A 16,585-nucleotide genomic window follows, 5' to 3' on the forward strand; every position below is an offset into this window, starting at 1 on the left:
CCGTCGGTCGCTCGTCGTCGGTCGTCGGTCGTTCCCAATCGATCTACTGGGTGCCCCATTTCTCGCGCGTCCTTTGCGCGAGAAAGCCTGCCCTGAGCTTGTCGAAGGGCGGGGCATTTTTCCTCACTCTAGTTCCGTATCCCCATCTCCCCCAGTAAATAAGCATAATCAAACGCTGCCTCATGCAGCCGGTCATACCGTCCCGACGCCCCGCCATGCCCCGCTGGACTCAAATTCGTTTTCAAAATCAAAATATTATGATCCGTCCGCATGGCCCGCATCTTCGCCGTATATTTCGCCGGCTCCCAATACATCACCTGGCTGTCATTGAACGAGGTCTTCACCAGCATGTCCGGATAATTCTTCGCCTCAATGTTGTCGTACGGAGAATACGTAATCATGTAATCGAACGCCGCTTTCTCCTTCGGATTCCCCCACTCCTCAAACTCGCCCACCGTCAGCGGCAAAGTTTCATCGAGCATCGTGTTCATCACATCGACAAACGGCACGCCCACAATCGCCGCATGAAACAAATCCGGACGCATGTTCAACACCGCTCCCATCAGCAATCCGCCCGCGCTGCGCCCTTCAATCGCCAGCCGGTCCTTCGATCCATATCCGCGCTTCACCAGATCTTCCGCGCACGAAATAAAGTCGGTGAACGTCGTCCTCTTGTTCATCATGCGCCCCGCATCGTGCCAGGCCTTGCCCATCTCCCCGCCGCCGCGAATGTGCGCCACCGCCGTCACCACACCGCGATCGACCATGCTGAAAATATTCGAATTGAAAAACATGTCGATCGATATTCCATACGACCCATAACCATACAAATAAAGCGCTCCCTTCCCATCGAGCTTCGCGCCCTTCAAATGCAGCACCGAAATCGGAATCTTCACTCCATCCGCCGCTGTCGCGTAAATCTGCTCCACCTGATATTTCGTGCGGTCGTATCCCCCCGGCACCTCTTTCTGCTTCAAAAGCACCGACGTCCCTTTCTCCATGTCATACGCATACACCGACGGCGGCGTGATCGGCGACTGATACCCATACCGAAACTCCGTCGTGTCATACACCCGGTTTACATACGAATACGCCGCATACGCCGGCTCCGGAAACGCAATTCGCTTCGACTCCCCGCTTCGCAAATTCGATACGCGAATCTGTGGCAACCCGTTCGCTCGCTCGTAGAACACGCAAAAATCCTTAAAGAAATCCACATCGTCCAGCATGATGTCGGGATTATGCGCCACCACCTCATGCCAGTTCGTACTTCCCGGGTCCGTCACTGGAGTCCGCACCAGCCGGAAATTTCGCCCCGTGTCGTTCACCCGAATATAAAAATACCCAGCATTGTGGTCGGGATAATATTCCACGCCCTGTTTCCGCGGCTCCATCACCTTCCACTCCATCGTCGGATCGTTCGCCGAGATGTACCGCGCTTCCGTCGTCGTATGACTCGCCGAAACCAGAAAGATGTATTGCTGGCTGCGCGTCTTTCCCGCTTCTACCTCGAAGCGCTCATCTTTCTCCTCATACACAATCGGATCCTCTCCCGCCGATCCCGCCGTATGCTTGTACAGCCGGTACTGCCGCTTCGCCACCGCATCTTCCTGCGTATAAAAAATTGTCTGATTATCGTTCGCCCAAACCACCGAGCCCACACGCTCGGCGTGATCCACCAAAGTTTTTCCTGTCCTTAGATCCTTCACCGCCAGCGTGTACTGCCGGAAGCCAGTGTTGTCATACGAATAAGCCAGCAGATTCCCATCCGGACTCACCGCGAACGCGGCCACCGACATGAACACTTGTCCCTGCGCCAACTCGTTCTGATCCAGCACAATTTCCTCCGGCGCATCCATGCTGCCCTTGCGCCGGCATCGAATCGGATACTGCTTCCCTGCCTCGCTCCTCACATAATAAAAATAGTCGCCCTCGCGATACGGAACCTCGACATCGGTTTCCTTCACCCGCGACAGCATCTCGCCATACAACTTCGTCTGAAACGCTTCCGTCGGCTTCATCACCGCATCGGTATAAACGTTCTCCGCCTCCAGATAAGCCCGCACCTCCGGATTCGGCTTATCCCGCAGCCAGAAATAGTTGTCCACCATCTTGTGCCCGTTCACTTCGGTCACATGCGGAACCACCTTCGCCACCGGCGGCGTCGGCAGCGTTGCAGTCTGCGCCGCCACCCCCATCAGCGTCCCCAACACCACTCCGCCAACCAAAAACTGTCGCCGCGAACAATTCATGATTCCCCCTAAATGAAATTTAGAAGCGACTTCGCGCCCGGGTGCCCCATTTCTCGCGCGCTCTTTGCGCGAGAAGTGGGGAAGTCCTCGGCCAAGCGCACGATACTCCGCCTCCACCGACAATTGCAACGTAGCATGAAACTTATGTGCGCCCGCCGCTGTCCCGCCGAGCCAAGCTCGACAGCTTCTTGCCCGGACCCCGAGAGTGCGCTCAATACGATCCCTCACCCACATTCTCACTTGACTTCCTTCCATGACTCGGCGGAAAATCGCCCCCACCTCCCGCATTCGGCCCCGTAATCTGCTCCTTGGCAAGAATTTTTGAGGATACAACTTGGCTTCAAAACCAGCGATTCCCGATGATTCGCGCGAAAGCACCAATCGCTCTGTCTGGCGCTGGAACTTCGGCATCGGCATCGTGTTCGTGGGCGCCGCTTTGATGTACGCCATCCATTTTCAGGATTGGAAAATGGCTCAGATGGCGTCCATATTCGGTGTCGCCCTGGTCATTGCAGGCATCGTCCTTCTCACCACGAACATCACCAGCAGCCTGCGTGGTGAAAACGGTCCGGACAATGCCCCGCCCGATGAAAAGCGTCAAGACAACGCCCAGCCCAACGATAAAGGTCAGGAGAACACCCAATGGCTGACCCGTCTGGTTTGGGTGGCCGCTTTCGGGATGGGCATCGTCGTTCTCTATGCCGTCCAATTTCAGGACTGGGTAATGGCTCGCGTCGCCTCCACCGCCGCCGTTGGCCTTATGGCGGCTGGCGCCGCCTGGCTTGTTGGCGCTCTTTTCGGATTCATCTTCGGCCTTCCGCACTCCCGAGAAGTCACTGTCATTCAGCCCCAAAACTCCCTTCCCCACGACTCTGATTCGTCGGTTTCTCAAAGTTACGTCCCCGACCGTTACCAGCGCAGCACCAGCCTGGAGCAGGTCTCCGACTGGCTCACCAAAATGATTGTCGGTGTCGGGCTCACCCAGCTCGACAAAATTCCCCAGAAACTCAATCAGCTCGCCGGCTACATTTCTCAGGGATTTCTCTCCGGCAACACTCCCGAGAAAATCAGCGATCACGTTCTCGCCGTCAACTCCGCCTTCGCCCTCGCCATCTGCATCTACTTTGCGGTTGACGGCTTCCTCTTCGGCTTTCTCTGGGCCTGCCTGGATCTGTTCGAACTTTTCCGCAGCCTCGATAACAAGAACCTTCAGCGCCGCCTGCAAAAAACCGAAGCCCGCTCCGAAAACGCCGAATACAAAGCCGCCGTGGCGCCCGACGTCACTTACGATGTCCTTAAGGCCCGTGACGAGGTCGCCGCAATCGAACAGAAAAAAAGAACCAACCAGCCCCTCGACACGAATCGCGCCCAGGAGTTTATCAAGAAGCTTACTGAATACTCCTCTACGTTCCCCACCAATCGCCCACTCCACATCGTTCTTGCCAATCTCTATCTCGTGACCGATCAATTTGACATGGCGGTCGACACCTTGCGCCATTTCATCGCGGTCAAAGAAAAAGCCGGCCAGATGGACGACGACCTCGCCGCCGCTTGGTATAACCTGGCTTGTTATTATTCGATACAGAGCGAAAAACTGCAGGATGGCCCCGCGAAGCAGAACCTTCTAAAGCAGGCGGAGTCCGCCCTCACGGTTTGTTTCGAAACCGCGCAGAAAAGCGGTCCAACCACCCTGGCAATACACTTGGATGCTTCGGAAAAAGACAAAAACAAAGACCTGAGCGGTCTCAGTCAAGCGGGCCTTCTCGAACCGACCTTGAAACGCTTTCGAAGCTAGTCAGGCCATTTCATAACTAAAGCCTACCCTTCTCACACCCCCCCTGTCAAGCCCACCCCCCCCGATTACTTCCAGGTGTAAGAACAACCCATTGGGCAGAAGGGACTTGCCGTTCCGCCAGCGAGTAAACCACAGCCGGCGCCCTCGACAACATAGATTTATCGCCCCGATAGCCTTCCTCCCAACCGAATCCGAGCCCCGACCGACATCTGACCTGCGATAACGGCGTCTGTGCCTCCGGCGGCCTGGACCAACCGTGCTGTTTTACCGGTAATCAGTGTGGCTCGAACCTGGTCTCCTCGAACCTGGTCTCCTCGAACCCGGCCTGCTCGAACTTGGTCTGTGTAGCTGGCGGTAGGTCCTGCGCCGCCTGCACCCACAACGAACAGGCCTGCAACCAGCGCTGTGACCCGAATGACGCCTATTGCCAATGCCTATGCCACAACTCCAAATGCGGCTGTCAAAACGCCAACGGCTGTGGTCCCTGCTCCTTCGAGAGCTGCCATCCCTGGCAAGAAGGCTGGCCATCAGGCCGCGCCGAAGAATCTAGAACTAGAAGCTAGAAAGCTAGAAGCTAGAAGCCAGGAGCTAGGAGCTTCCTTTCCCCCTCAACATCTCCACTACCCGCTGATAGTCATCCACCGTGTGATACTCAATCACAATCTTGCCCTTGCCCTTCCGGTCCCGGATTCGCACCCGCACCCCCAGCATCCGCTCCAAGTCCGTCTGCGCCGACCTCACATTCGGATCCACCCACCGCGCCCCGCTCTTCTTCCTCTCCTGGCCAGGTAACTGATCTCCCGGCAGCGGCGCCAGCAACCCCGTCATCCGCATCACCATCGCCTCGACTTGCTCAAACTTCATCTGCTCTTTCACCACCCGCTGCCCCGCTTGCAGGATAATGTCCACGTCCTCCAGCTTCAACAGCTCCCTCGCCTCGCTGAAGCTGAGCCTCCCCGCAATCAAGTGTTCCATCATCTCCTGCGGCAGCTTCAACAGCCGCATGTAGTTCGACACCGATTCGCGCGACATTCCCACCCGCTGCCCGATCTGCGCCTGCGTCAGGCTAAACTCCTTGCTCAGCACCCGGAACGCCTCCGCCTGCTCAATGCAATTCAAATCCTCGCGTTGCAGGTTTTCAATGATTGTCATCTCGGCCGCCTGTTGCTCCGAGACCCGCTTCACAATCGCCGGCACCATCGTCTTGCCCGCCATCCGCGACGCCCGGCACCGTCGCTCCCCCACGATCAGAATGTAGCGCCCTTCTTCCTCCGCCGGACGCACCACCACCGGCTGCACCACCCCCTGCGCCCGAATCGACTCCATCAACTCTTCCAGCTTCTCTTCGTCGAACTCATACCGTGTCTGGTAAGGATTCTTGTCAATCGCAGCCAGCTCAATGTTGACCACCAGATTCCCCGGCATCCGCGATTCCGCCTGCGCAAATATCGTGATGCCGGGCTCAGGAACTCCCACCGGATCGGATGGAAACCCGGGTGCCCCATTTCTCGCGTCCTTTGCGAGAAGTGGGGATTGGGGCAGACTGTCCGCAGAATGCTGCGGCCCGGCTTCATTGACAGCATCCTCCGCCACCGCTTGAATCACGCCGTCGAACCGTACTCCCGCCGTTGCTTCGTTCGAGGCGGTTGCGCCATCAGAGAGAGTTTTGTCAGGGAGAGTTTTGTCATTCCGAACGAAGTGAGGAACCTGCTGTTGGCCGGCAGCGCCACCACTCTGCCCAGGAGCCGTCCCGCCCGCAGCAGGGTTGACCCCCCGCGCCCCCGGCAACAACGATTCCAACCCCCGTCCCAAAGCGCGCCGCTTCTCCATCTTCTCCCCCGCCACTTTCTCCGTCGTAGCCATCATCTGATCCCTCATTTTCCCTTGTCATCCTGAGGCGCTTTCTTCTGCGCCGAAGGATCTATGAATTCCCTCACCACAACCCATGCCCCCCGCTCTTTCCCAACGACTCACCCTTCGCCAAAAACGCCCGAAACGCCCGCGCCTCCGCCCACGCTCCTAACTTCATTCCATCCGTGCCGACGATCTTGTTCCACGCTTCATCTCCAGCCGCATCCCCATTGATCTCCGCGCTCTTCATTTCCAGAAATTCCAGCCTCGAAACCGCTCCGCCGTCTGCGCCCACGCAATTCTTGACGCGCAAACAATCCACCGCGTGCGGCCATTGAATGCTCAACGCCAGAAACTTCGCCAACAATTTATCCGTCGGCAACTCCGCCTCCGCCACTGTTCCATCCACTCGCAAGCTGTGCCGCAACGTACTGTAGAACCGAAACACATTTACGTAGCGCTTAATCTGCCGCGGATTCCCATCCACCAACTCCGCCACTTCCTTCACAAATTCCGCCATCGCAGGATCGCGTTCGCTGAACGTCTGCGCATATATTCTCTTACTCGCCTCCGCTACTGCGCGCCGCATCTCCACCGGAGCTTCGGCCATAACCTTCGCGCTCTTCTCCTCTACCTCGCCGAGGCTACGGCCTTTCAGTTCGCCCATGTACTTCGCGACTTCTTCTTCCTTCAACGGCTCTTGCGCCAAAGCGCGAGCCTTCACTTCATCCCCCAGAATCTTGGCCAGACCAGAGTCCGCCGGCATCTGCAAATCCAGCGCTCCCGCCAGATTGGCGGGCGATGGCGGCGGCGCGGCGGACGCTGCATTCACAATCTCCGTCATCTTGGTGTTCCATTCGTGCACCCCGGTCAGTGCCTCCACATATGATTTCCTCCCGCCCAGCGTCGGCGGCGGAATCGAAATCGGCAGCTGCACAATCTTCTCCATGAACCGCCATCCCACCGGCGCCGTCCGGTCTGCCACTCCCATCTCCAGCGCTTTCTCAATTACTTCCTTATTCGCCACCTCCAGAGCCGCCGCTACCATCCCCGGCTCCATCGCCAATACAAAAATGCAATTCGGATAGTCGCCACACAAAAATAAATTGATCGCCTCCACCACCTCCGCCACTTTATTCGGCGCACACCGGTCCAAGTCATCCACAAACACCACCAGCGGATCGCCGTTCGGCTTCTCCTTCGTCACCGATGCTTCCGTCGCAAGCTGAAGCACCTCGCGAATGTCCGACTCCACCAAATGCAAGTAACCCATCTTGCCTTCGTAGTCGGGTTCGCGAATTAACTCGCGCACCGTGTCGGCCGCTTTTTCACTAAGCTTATTTCCCCACTCTTTCGTCAAGCGGTACGCGCCCCACACGACCGATGCTCCGCGAATCAGGTAACGCCACGGCACACCTAAAGGAGTCGCAGCCGCTACCCAAAATGCTATTGCGCAAACCGCAATGACCAGCAGCGCCATCGGCAGTAGCTTTCGCAGGATCGCTCCGTACGCCCGCTTCCGCACTTCTTCCGCGTTGATACGTCGCCCGTGCAGCCGCAGCCAGAATAGCTCGCGGTCCTTTACTGCCATCCGCGCCGTCACCTGGCTGATAATGCAGTGCGCCATCCCCGCCCATATCTGCTCGCTGGTTTGATACTTCCACGCGTTGAACCAAACCGTAATGCGCGGAGAAAGTTGATACGACTTTCCCTCCTTGCTTTGCACCAGCGATGGTCCCGGCGGTTTCGTACTGGCCTTCAGCTCGCGCAGTAAATCTCGCAGGGTCACCTGCGAGGGTTGCAGCTCCTGCAAAATTCCCGTCCGGCTCGCTTCACTCAGTTCCGCGTACCCATCCAGCAGATGTTGCACTCGCTTCATCAGCGAAGTCTTCCCCGCACCCCACGGCGCCTTGATCCCAATCGTCAGCGGCGCCACCGTCTCCTTGTGCGTAATCAGCGAAGCAATCGTCCGCGCATAAGCCTCATACCCCAGCCGATCCACCTCACACCACAAATCCGAATCTACTTTCGGCGTCGGACTCGCCGTCAGCGGAGGCAGATCTGTGTACCCAGGAAACGTCTGAGGCATCGAGTTGACTAACGGCGGCATTGGTGGAAATGAAGTATCCTCAAGTGCGGCGGAACTTTGCGATGCCGCCTCACTTGGTGCCGAGGGTCTGTCCGGGTCCGGCCCATCAGCCGAGCGAATGTCCTCCTTCCGCACGCCGCGCTCAAACAGTGCTCTCACCGTCTGTGATTTGTGTACGGAGAGCGCTCCATAAAGAAGATGCCTGCTTCCGATTTCCCGCGCTCCGCGTTCGTCGGCATACTCCGCCGCACGCAAGAGCGCCTCGCGAACGTTCCCATGAAGAGGTGGCATGCTGCTCAGGCTAGGCACGTAATAGTCGCGAGGAAAGTCCACGGCGAACTCTTGCTGGATGATCGCGCTAAAATCGTCTTCGGTAACCCCAGCTCGCGCAAAGAAACTGCTCCAACTCGAAAAGAGCACGGCAATCAGGTATTCCGTATGCAGATGCTTCCGTTCCAGCGCCTGCCGAATCCCGTCCGCCTTTGCTAACACAACCCGACTCGACGGACTCAGCCGCGCCCACAACTCCTCATCGCCGAGCAAACCGCCCTCGCGGGCCTGTGTGGGAAGAGCCGCAACCGACTGTTCCGTCGCGGAAACATTCGCGAGCCGGTTCCGATCCTGCTCGCTTTGACGGGCACGCAGAAACTCGGTTACCTTTCGTACCTCATCCGCTTCGAGCCCGCTGGTGTGCGTCTTCTTCTCGTACACCCCAATGCTCGGAAGAGAATCAAGAATCAACCGGCTGCGAACTCCCAGTTCCGTCGCGAGATCGTTGATTCGCCGCCTCGATCCCGGCCGCAACTCAGACAGCGGCGACGTCTGCTGTACCCCTGACAGTGCACCCACCGCTTCGCTAATAGGCGGTTCCGCCCCTCCCAGAGTAGGCGTCCCGTCCTTCGCACTCTGCGCGGCTGGTGGGCTAGAAATTGGCGTCGCAAGTTGCCCCGTAATCGATCGCCCATCGGCAGATTCGGATTCCTCTTCAATCCACGGGAGCAGATTCCGCACAACAGAGGTAGTCCGACTTCGTGCCATCGCATCGATCCTGAGCACATCCACCATGTTTTCGATAAGCCCGTCTTTACGACGAGTCGACGCACCCGCTACGATTCCTATAAGTCGACCGCTTGCGAACACCGGAGCCGACGGTAGGGCAGTTCCCCAAGGTTCATCGGGCAACCCTCCCCCCATCTCCACGACAACGAAATTGCCATGTGTGCCCACCACCCGAGCAGCGACACGCAGAAAGTTTGTCCAAGAAGGATCCGAGTATAAAATTTCGCACCGCGCCGGGACCGTCGGAGCTTCGCCAGTACCCAACAGGATTGTCGGAAGCGGTCTGGGAAGACTCCCCGAGAAGCGGACGATTGCAAAGCCCAGTTCGGAGTCGATGGCTTCGATCCACCCTGAGAGCGCATTTGGATCAGGAGAATTCCGAAATTCAGGAAAGACTAGATCAAATCTTTCAAACGTGGCGCCAGCCTTTGCGCTTGCGTAAGCCGCCACTTCACTTGTCGTCACAGCAATGTCCGGGGCCAGGACGGTCGCCTGCCCGAACACATCGCCATCGGCCGCTCTCAACACGGCCAACAACGGTAGGCGGGCACTGTCGGCCGCAACTGGGATAGGTTTGATGTGATCGGTTTCGGCCATACCTTTCCCTCAGATCTGCGCGTCCTCTCTATATATCGACATTCATCAATCTAGTATATCGACGCCAATCAATATACTAAGCCGTCTTATCCATCTCTTCCGTAGCGACGGCCGCATCCCCGAGCTCCCCAGTGCTCTCTGTGGTTAAGGTTTCAGCTGAAAGCTGAGAGCTGAGAGCTGATGGCTGCCTTTCAATAATCTCCTTCGCCAGCCGTATATAACTCTCCGCTCCCTTCGACCGCGGATCGTACACCAGCGCCGCCTTCCCATGGCTCGGCGCCTCTGCCAGCCGTATGTTCCTCGGGATCGTCGTGCGGCACAGCTTGTCCCCAAAATAATTCTTCAGTTCACTCATCACCTGCTGCGCCAGGTTGGTGCGCTCGTCAAACATGGTGAGCACCACGCCCTCGATCCCCAACTCAGGGTTCAACGCCGCGCGGATGCGCTCGATCGTGTCGAGCAGCTCGCTCACACCTTCCAGAGCAAAATATTCTCCCTGCATAGGAATCAGCACCGCGTCGGCCGCGACGAGTGAGTTCAGCGTGAGCAGATCGAGCGCCGGCGGGCAGTCCAGCACGATGAACTGAAAGCGCTCACGCAGCGGCGCAAGCGCCTGGCGCATCCGCAGCGCGCGATCCTCTGCGTCAACCAGTTCGATGTTGGCACCGATAAGATTCTTGTGCGCTGGAATCAACCACAACTGTTCCAGTTCAGTCGTGAGCAGCGCCTCTTCCGCTGAAGCCGCTCCCATCAGCAGGTGATAGGAGCTGACGCGCTCAGGATCCTTCGCGAACCCGAGGCCACTCGTGGCGTTTGACTGCGGATCGCAATCGACCAGCAGCGTGTTCACTTCGGCAGCCGCAAAGGACGCGGCTAGATTGATGGCAGTCGTGGTCTTACCCACGCCGCCCTTCTGATTGGCAACAGCGATAACGCGTCCCATTGGATTGTCAGGAGAAAGCAGAGCTAAGGGCAGAATAATCCGCGCAGCATTTCAAAAGCAATGAAGAAACGCTGTGCGTTTCAGTGAATTGTGTGCAAAACGCGTCTTGTGTTCCATAAGGAACCCTTAGCGCACATCGCAACACAAGAAACGTAAGCCAAGTTTGAAAAATGAAGAAGTGTTCCGGCGGGAACATCTAGCGCGATTGGCGGCGAGAGCATCCGAGTTTTAGTCTTGGTGTCTTCTAAACTCTACGAGTCATGTGGAATAGTGTTCCGGCAGGAACACTTAGCTGGTTAGGTGTGGGGACGGAAGCAGGCAAAATTGGAGAAGTGTTCCCGCGGGAACACTGTGGAAAACTCGCCGACAACATCGCAATCCAAGCGTAATGATTGACACCGGATTGTATAAAGGTTCCCACTTATCGCCATCATCGTGCCTCGGCTGGAAATTACAGCCTTCATACGAGGGGTACTATTGGCTCTCATTTACCACTTGTTACTAACTTGATCCGTAGCGTCTGGGCCCCGTAGCCTTGAATTCTTCGGTTCGCATGATCCTCCCAATGGTTTATGTTGGATGGGGTCCAATTATTGACGTTTATAGCGATAGCTTCCCACTTCTGCCCTAAGAACGAGTGCGTATGGCGCTGTGTGAATCGATATTATGGGTCCAGACTCGATGGATTGGACCACTTGTTACACTGTTGGTACGCTGGGTTGCGCTAGGGCAGGTTGCCTACCAGCAAGATTCTCGAGTTCGAACGTGGGATTGGGACTGGTTCGGACCAAATCACCCCAGGGACGATCGACTGGGCTGGGCGGCGTTGGGTGGCGCCGATCAGGAGGGCCAGGCGGCCTGACGGGCAGACAAGCTGGGCGGCGATAGGGAGGATCGACTCGAAGCGTTCGACAGCGCGGAGGGTGACGACGCTATGGGAACTTGCCGGCAGCGATTCGGCGCGGGCATTTTGTATATTGACGTCGGTCAATGTAAGGGCGCGCGCGACTTCGCGCAGGAAGGCTGCTTTTTTCTGGTTGGACTCGATCAGGGTCAGGGAGATTTGCGGCGCCCACAGTTTTATGGGTAGGCCGGGGAATCCGGCGCCGGAGCCGACGTCGGCGACTGAAACGCGGTCGTTGGTCGTCGGTCGGTGCTCTTTGGCATTGCTGGGCATTGGCGAATGAGCATTGCGCGGGAACAGATGACGGGCGGTGAAAAGGGATTCGCCGAAGTGGCGGGTCACGATATCGTCTGCGCCGCGGATGGCGGTCAGATTGACGCGGGCATTCCAGCGAAGCAGCATATCGATGTATGTCGATATATGTTCGAGTTGTGCGGGAGACAGAACGGCCTGCTCGCGGCCTGGCGCGTCAAGCGGATTTCGGAGAAAGGGGTCGAGCAGTTCGGCGAGGCGCGCGACGGTCATCGGAGTATGACATCTGGGAGTATGACATCTGATTGTAGAGTCAGATCGAACAGTTGGAACAGAGCGCGAAATACTAAAGCGGCTGGGGTCTTACGACCGCTGAGGTTCCAAAAGGGAACTCGCCGAGAAAACGGGGAGTCGCTGGCCTCGGATTATGCATCTAAGTCATGAATGCCGACTAATGGCGCTATTTTCGACGAGAAGTACCGGGTGGTCTCGGTCGATAGCCAATGCCTGACGATTCGTGGAGTTGACAGTGGGCAGGTGCTGACGATTGTGAACCCCGACCCGGAAACTCCGTTAACGCTGTCGGAATATCCGCCGGGGAGGTTGATTGCGTTGAGCGATCCTTCGGAGTCTCCGCTGAATTAAGAGCATTCGTGATTGTGCCCTCTGCCCGTCCTCCTACGTCCAACTCAAGCCGACCACTGACATCCAGATAACGAAAATTATTGCTATTTATTTACGCCGTACGAATTCGCGCCGGCGGTACGACGATCTCAACGAGCCCGGTGGCCACGTCGTAGACAAGGCCTGAGACGAGCCATTCTCCGGGCAATGCGGGAATCGCCCGGAGCAAAGCAACGTCGACGGCAACCGCCGCGCGGGCGTCGGTAATCGCTTTTGCCGCAAGTTCCGCTTCCTTTATTTGAAAATAATGGGCCAGCGGAGCAGGGTCGGCGGCAAGGCGAGTGATGCCGCAGTCGGTATGGTGAAGTACGACGATGTGAAATTCCGCGCCGCCGCCAGGAATCTCTCCGGCAACCTCGCCGATTCGGCCGAGCAAACCCAACTGCTCCAACAAGCCTGGGGTGATTCGACCGCCGATGTTACGCATCACGACGGCCTCGCCTGGTTTAATTCCAAGTATGTGGGCCGGGTCTACACGCATATCAGCGCAACCGATGATGATTGCCTTTACGTTCGGCAGCGCCCGCGGAAGCGAGGGCATAAGCGTGCCCGCAACAGACTGTTGAGCGGCAAAGTCTTTGTTACGTTCCAGCATGGAGTCGAGATTGCTCATGTTGATGTCCTCGAATCTGAAGCGATTTTAGGACTCACGAATCGTTGCCGGAAAGAGCGTTGGCGGACAACCAACCAACGATTACTGCCACTCGATTCAGCGATGTAGTCGCGTTGGCCCAAAGGAGCCTCGATATTGACCAGGCGTGGTTTGCAGGCGCCGCCGGAACATACGGCGGAGGATTTCGGCACTGGCTAAACCGCATGCATCCGCGATTTCTTCCAGGCTGAGTGAGGTCGATTCCAACTGACGCCGCGCCGATTCCAGGCGGAGATCCTCGACGTGCTTGCCGGGCGTTTTGCCGACCTCCTGCCTGAATAATCGTGCGAAGTTGCGGGGACTCATGGCGGCGCGGCGGGAGAGCGATTCGACGGAGAGGTCGCGCCGAAGGTGGTCAGGAAGCCAGGCAAGCAGATCGCCAAGGGGCCGGCTCTCGCGGGTTTGTGCTTCAAGGGTTGCGCTGAACTGCGATTGTCCCCCCGGACGCCGAAGAAATACCACCATCATCTGCGCGATTCGAAGAGCCAGAGGTCTGCCAAGATCCTGTTCCACCAACGCGAGGCAAAGATCGATGCCAGCGGTTACTCCTGCTGACGTATAACAACTGCCGTCGCGGACATAGATGGGATCGGGATCGACGGCGACGCGCGGGTGGTCATGCGCAAGTTCGCTTGCCCAATTCCAATGAGTGGTTGCGCGACGCCCGTCGAGCAGGCCGGCTTTTGCCAGCACAAATGCGCCAGTACAGATTGATCCGAACCGCCGAGCCCGAGTGCTCTGCAATCTAAGCCAGTCCAAGAATCCAGGTTCGTAACGCAGTTCGCGCGGTCCCATGCCCCCGGCGACCAGCAGTGTATCGATCGCCCCGCGATATTCCCGGAACGTGCGATCCGTTTGTACGGGCGTGCCGAGATGGTTCGAAACCATGCGGTCGGCGCAGGCTGAAATGATATTGACTTTGTATGCCGGATCTCCGCCGCGCAGCCAATTGGCATCACCGAATACCTCGGCCGGCCCGAATACGTCGAGGGTCCGCATGGGCGGGACAGCCACAATCAGGACTCGTAGGGCGCTTCGGTGGGGTGAACGATCATCCGCGTGATTGCGCCTTGTCTTTATCTTTTGCCGGGCGGGCTGGTGTGCGAGCATAGCCGAAACCAAGGAAACCACCCCTTATTTTAAACTGTGATCTAGAGGATTAGCGGTCGCACGCACAGTCAGCGCAATCCTCTTCTTTGTTCTTTGTTTGTTTTTTGACGATTGCGGATATGAAAGTATCTCGTGCATGGATTGACTTGCTGCATTTCGCGGAAGTAAGATTCGCGGACGTGATCGGCTATAGCGGGCTTGACCAATAAATCGGGCAAAAGAACACACACCGCCGTTTGAGGATACGCATGACAAATCCATTGTTCCGTTCTTCATCTTTTCTTCCGAGAGGAGCGGCAGCAGCGTTGGCGGTTGTATGCATTGCACTCACCTCAACTCTGGTTGCGCAGAAATCTGCTGGCCCCCAGCCGGCGCCGATGACTCCGCCTATCGTTGCGCCGGCGGACACGCCCTATCCCGGAACTATTTCACTTTCCGTCGATGTCACCAACATTCGGGATCGCGTGCTACAGGTGCGCGAGACGATCCCGGTCAAAGGCCGCGAAATTACGCTGCTCTATCCGGAGTGGCTTCCGGGGACGCATTCGCCGTCGAACCCAGTGGCGGCACTTGCCGGTCTGGTCATCACCGCGAATGGGAAACGCATTCCGTGGGAGCGCGACCGCGTCAACATGTATGCGTTTCACATCGACGTCCCGCAGGATGTGAGCTCGCTCGACGTGAACTTTCAGTACGTCGGGCCGATTGATCCGAAGCGGGGACGGATCTCGTCGACGTTCGCCGACGTCACCTGGAACAGCGTGCTGCTCTATCCGGCGGGATATTTCTCGCGCGGCATCAAGTTCGAAACTACGATTCACTTACCGGAGGGATGGAAGTTCGCCAGCGCGCTGGAGGTAAAATCGCAGAACGGCGATACCGTTCAGTTCAAAGAGACTACGCTGAACACGCTGATCGACGCTCCACTTTATGCGGGCGCGAATTTCAAGCGCGTGGACCTTTCTACCGGGCCGGATAATCCGGTGTACCTCGATGTGTTCGCCGACAAACCGGCAGACCTCGAGATCACGCCCGAAGAGCTGCAATATCACAAGAATCTGGTGAGCGAGGCGCAAAAGCTTTTTCAGTCGCGGCACTATGACCACTACGATTTTCTGTTTTCGGTGAGCGACATTGTCAGCGGCAAAGGGCTGGAGCATCATCAATCGAGCGAGGACGGCTCTCGCGCCAACTACTTTAGGAACTGGGATGCAGGAGTGGGAGGGCGCGCTCTGCTGCCGCACGAATACACGCATTCGTGGAACGGCAAATTTCGGCGTCCGGCGGATTTGTGGACTCCGAATTTTAATGTTCCCATGCGCAACGACCTGCTCTGGGTGTATGAAGGCTTGACCGACTATTACGGCAACGTGCTCACCGCGCGCTCGGGCATGCGCACGCCGGAGCAGGCTCGGGATGTGTTTGCGCAAATCGCCGCGGCTTTCGAAATGAGCCCCGGACGCACATGGCGCTCGCTGGACGACACCACGAATCAGCCGATTATTTCGTCGCACGGCGCGCAGCCGGAGGTGTGGCAGAACTGGCAGCGCGGGTACGATTACTATCCTGAGTCGGATTTGGTGTGGCTGGACGCCGATACGAAAATACGCGAGTTGAGCGGCGGCAAGAAATCGCTGGACGATTTCGCGAGACTCTTTTTCGGGATGGACAACGGCAGTTATATCACCGTCGGTTACACGCTGGAAGATGTTGTGAAGGCGATGAACACGGTGCAGCCTTTCGACTGGGCGGGATTTTTTCGCGCGCGCGTATACGACGTGAGCCCGAGCGTGCCGGAGAATGGTTTCAGCCAGGGCGGTTATCGACTGATGTACAACGACGTCGAGCCGGAGTGGATTAAGAAAGCGGCTGATCCGACGCGCCCGACGAGTTTCGCAATGTCGCTGGGCATCACGGTCAAGGCGGATGGCGCCGTGGAAAGCGTGTGGTGGGATAGCCCTGCGTTCAAAGCCGGCCTGACGGCGGACATGCAACTGCAAGCCGTCAACGATCAGAAATATACGCCGGCAGGTTTGAAAGAAGCGATCATCGCCGCAAAGCAATCTGCCACGGGGCAATCTCCTGCACAGCAATCTAAGGAGCCGATCCGGCTGCTGGTGAAGTATGGCGACGAGTTTATGACGGTGTCGATCGACTATCACGGCGGAATGCGCTATCCGCACCTGGAGAGAGTCGAGGCGACTCCCGATCGGTTGGATGCGATCCTCGCGCCGGCGCGATAGCCTGGCTCACTGGCCACCTGCTTCCCCTGAACGCCGCTCTGAACGCCGCTCTGAACTCTGCGGAACGATCCGCTGGCGTCGCCGCTGTTTATCGTTTGGTCGTGTCTGAAACTCCTCGCGTCTGAAATCTCTGCATGGCGTTAAATCATCGGCA

Annotated in this window: 10 protein-coding genes; 3 read left to right on the forward strand and 7 right to left on the reverse strand. The window is 57.5% G+C overall.

Translation table 11 applies throughout. The features are described from left to right. Positions 1–128: 128 nt before the first annotated feature. A complete protein-coding gene (locus VGM18_21425; GenBank protein ID HEY3975574.1) occupies positions 129–2,252 on the reverse strand; it encodes a S9 family peptidase in 2,124 nt (707 codons plus the stop codon). A gap of 334 nt (positions 2,253–2,586) precedes the next feature. Here VGM18_21425 and VGM18_21430 point away from each other — a divergent pair, with 334 nt between their 5' ends. Further along, positions 2,587–4,047, forward strand: a complete 1,461-nt coding sequence (locus tag VGM18_21430; GenBank protein ID HEY3975575.1) for a hypothetical protein — start codon at positions 2,587–2,589, stop codon at positions 4,045–4,047. 588 nt (positions 4,048–4,635) lie between these two features. Here the strand turns inward: VGM18_21430 and VGM18_21435 are convergent. The 4 genes from VGM18_21435 to rsmG all read right to left on the reverse strand — a co-directional run bounded on the left by VGM18_21435 (position 4,636) and on the right by rsmG (position 12,015). Beyond that, positions 4,636–5,925, reverse strand: a complete 1,290-nt coding sequence (locus VGM18_21435) for a ParB/RepB/Spo0J family partition protein (protein HEY3975576.1) — start codon at positions 5,923–5,925, stop codon at positions 4,636–4,638. A 55-nt stretch (positions 5,926–5,980) separates the two neighbouring features. After that, a complete protein-coding gene (locus tag VGM18_21440) occupies positions 5,981–9,025 on the reverse strand; it encodes a P-loop NTPase fold protein (protein ID HEY3975577.1) in 3,045 nt (1,014 codons plus the stop codon). A 694-nt stretch (positions 9,026–9,719) separates the two neighbouring features. Further along, positions 9,720–10,586, reverse strand: coding sequence for a ParA family protein (locus VGM18_21445; protein HEY3975578.1), 867 nt, complete (start codon positions 10,584–10,586; stop codon positions 9,720–9,722). 724 nt (positions 10,587–11,310) lie between these two features. Then, complete coding sequence (gene rsmG, locus VGM18_21450) at positions 11,311–12,015, reverse strand: 16S rRNA (guanine(527)-N(7))-methyltransferase RsmG (protein HEY3975579.1); 705 nt, start codon at positions 12,013–12,015, stop codon at positions 11,311–11,313. 171 nt (positions 12,016–12,186) lie between these two features. Here rsmG and VGM18_21455 point away from each other — a divergent pair, with 171 nt between their 5' ends. Then, the gene (locus VGM18_21455; GenBank protein ID HEY3975580.1) at positions 12,187–12,387 is read left to right on the forward strand and encodes a hypothetical protein; all 201 of its coding nucleotides are present in this window, start codon (positions 12,187–12,189) and stop codon (positions 12,385–12,387) included. Positions 12,388–12,478: 91 nt separating this feature from the next. On the opposite strand, the gene VGM18_21460 is transcribed toward VGM18_21455, so the two are convergent. Then, entirely contained in the window at positions 12,479–13,039 is a 561-nt protein-coding gene (locus VGM18_21460; GenBank protein HEY3975581.1) for a carbonic anhydrase, read from the reverse strand. Between the two features lie 96 nt (positions 13,040–13,135). Beyond that, the gene (locus VGM18_21465; GenBank protein HEY3975582.1) at positions 13,136–14,092 is read right to left on the reverse strand and encodes a GlxA family transcriptional regulator; all 957 of its coding nucleotides are present in this window, start codon (positions 14,090–14,092) and stop codon (positions 13,136–13,138) included. A 344-nt stretch (positions 14,093–14,436) separates the two neighbouring features. Between VGM18_21465 and VGM18_21470 the strand changes: the two genes are divergently transcribed. Continuing rightward, positions 14,437–16,431 (forward strand): peptidase M61, encoded by a 1,995-nt coding sequence (locus VGM18_21470; GenBank protein HEY3975583.1) that lies wholly within the window; start codon positions 14,437–14,439, stop codon positions 16,429–16,431. Positions 16,432–16,585: the final 154 nt, after the last annotated feature.

Source organism: Candidatus Sulfotelmatobacter sp. (assembly GCA_036500765.1).
Classification (GTDB): domain Bacteria; phylum Acidobacteriota; class Terriglobia; order Terriglobales; family Acidobacteriaceae; genus Sulfotelmatobacter.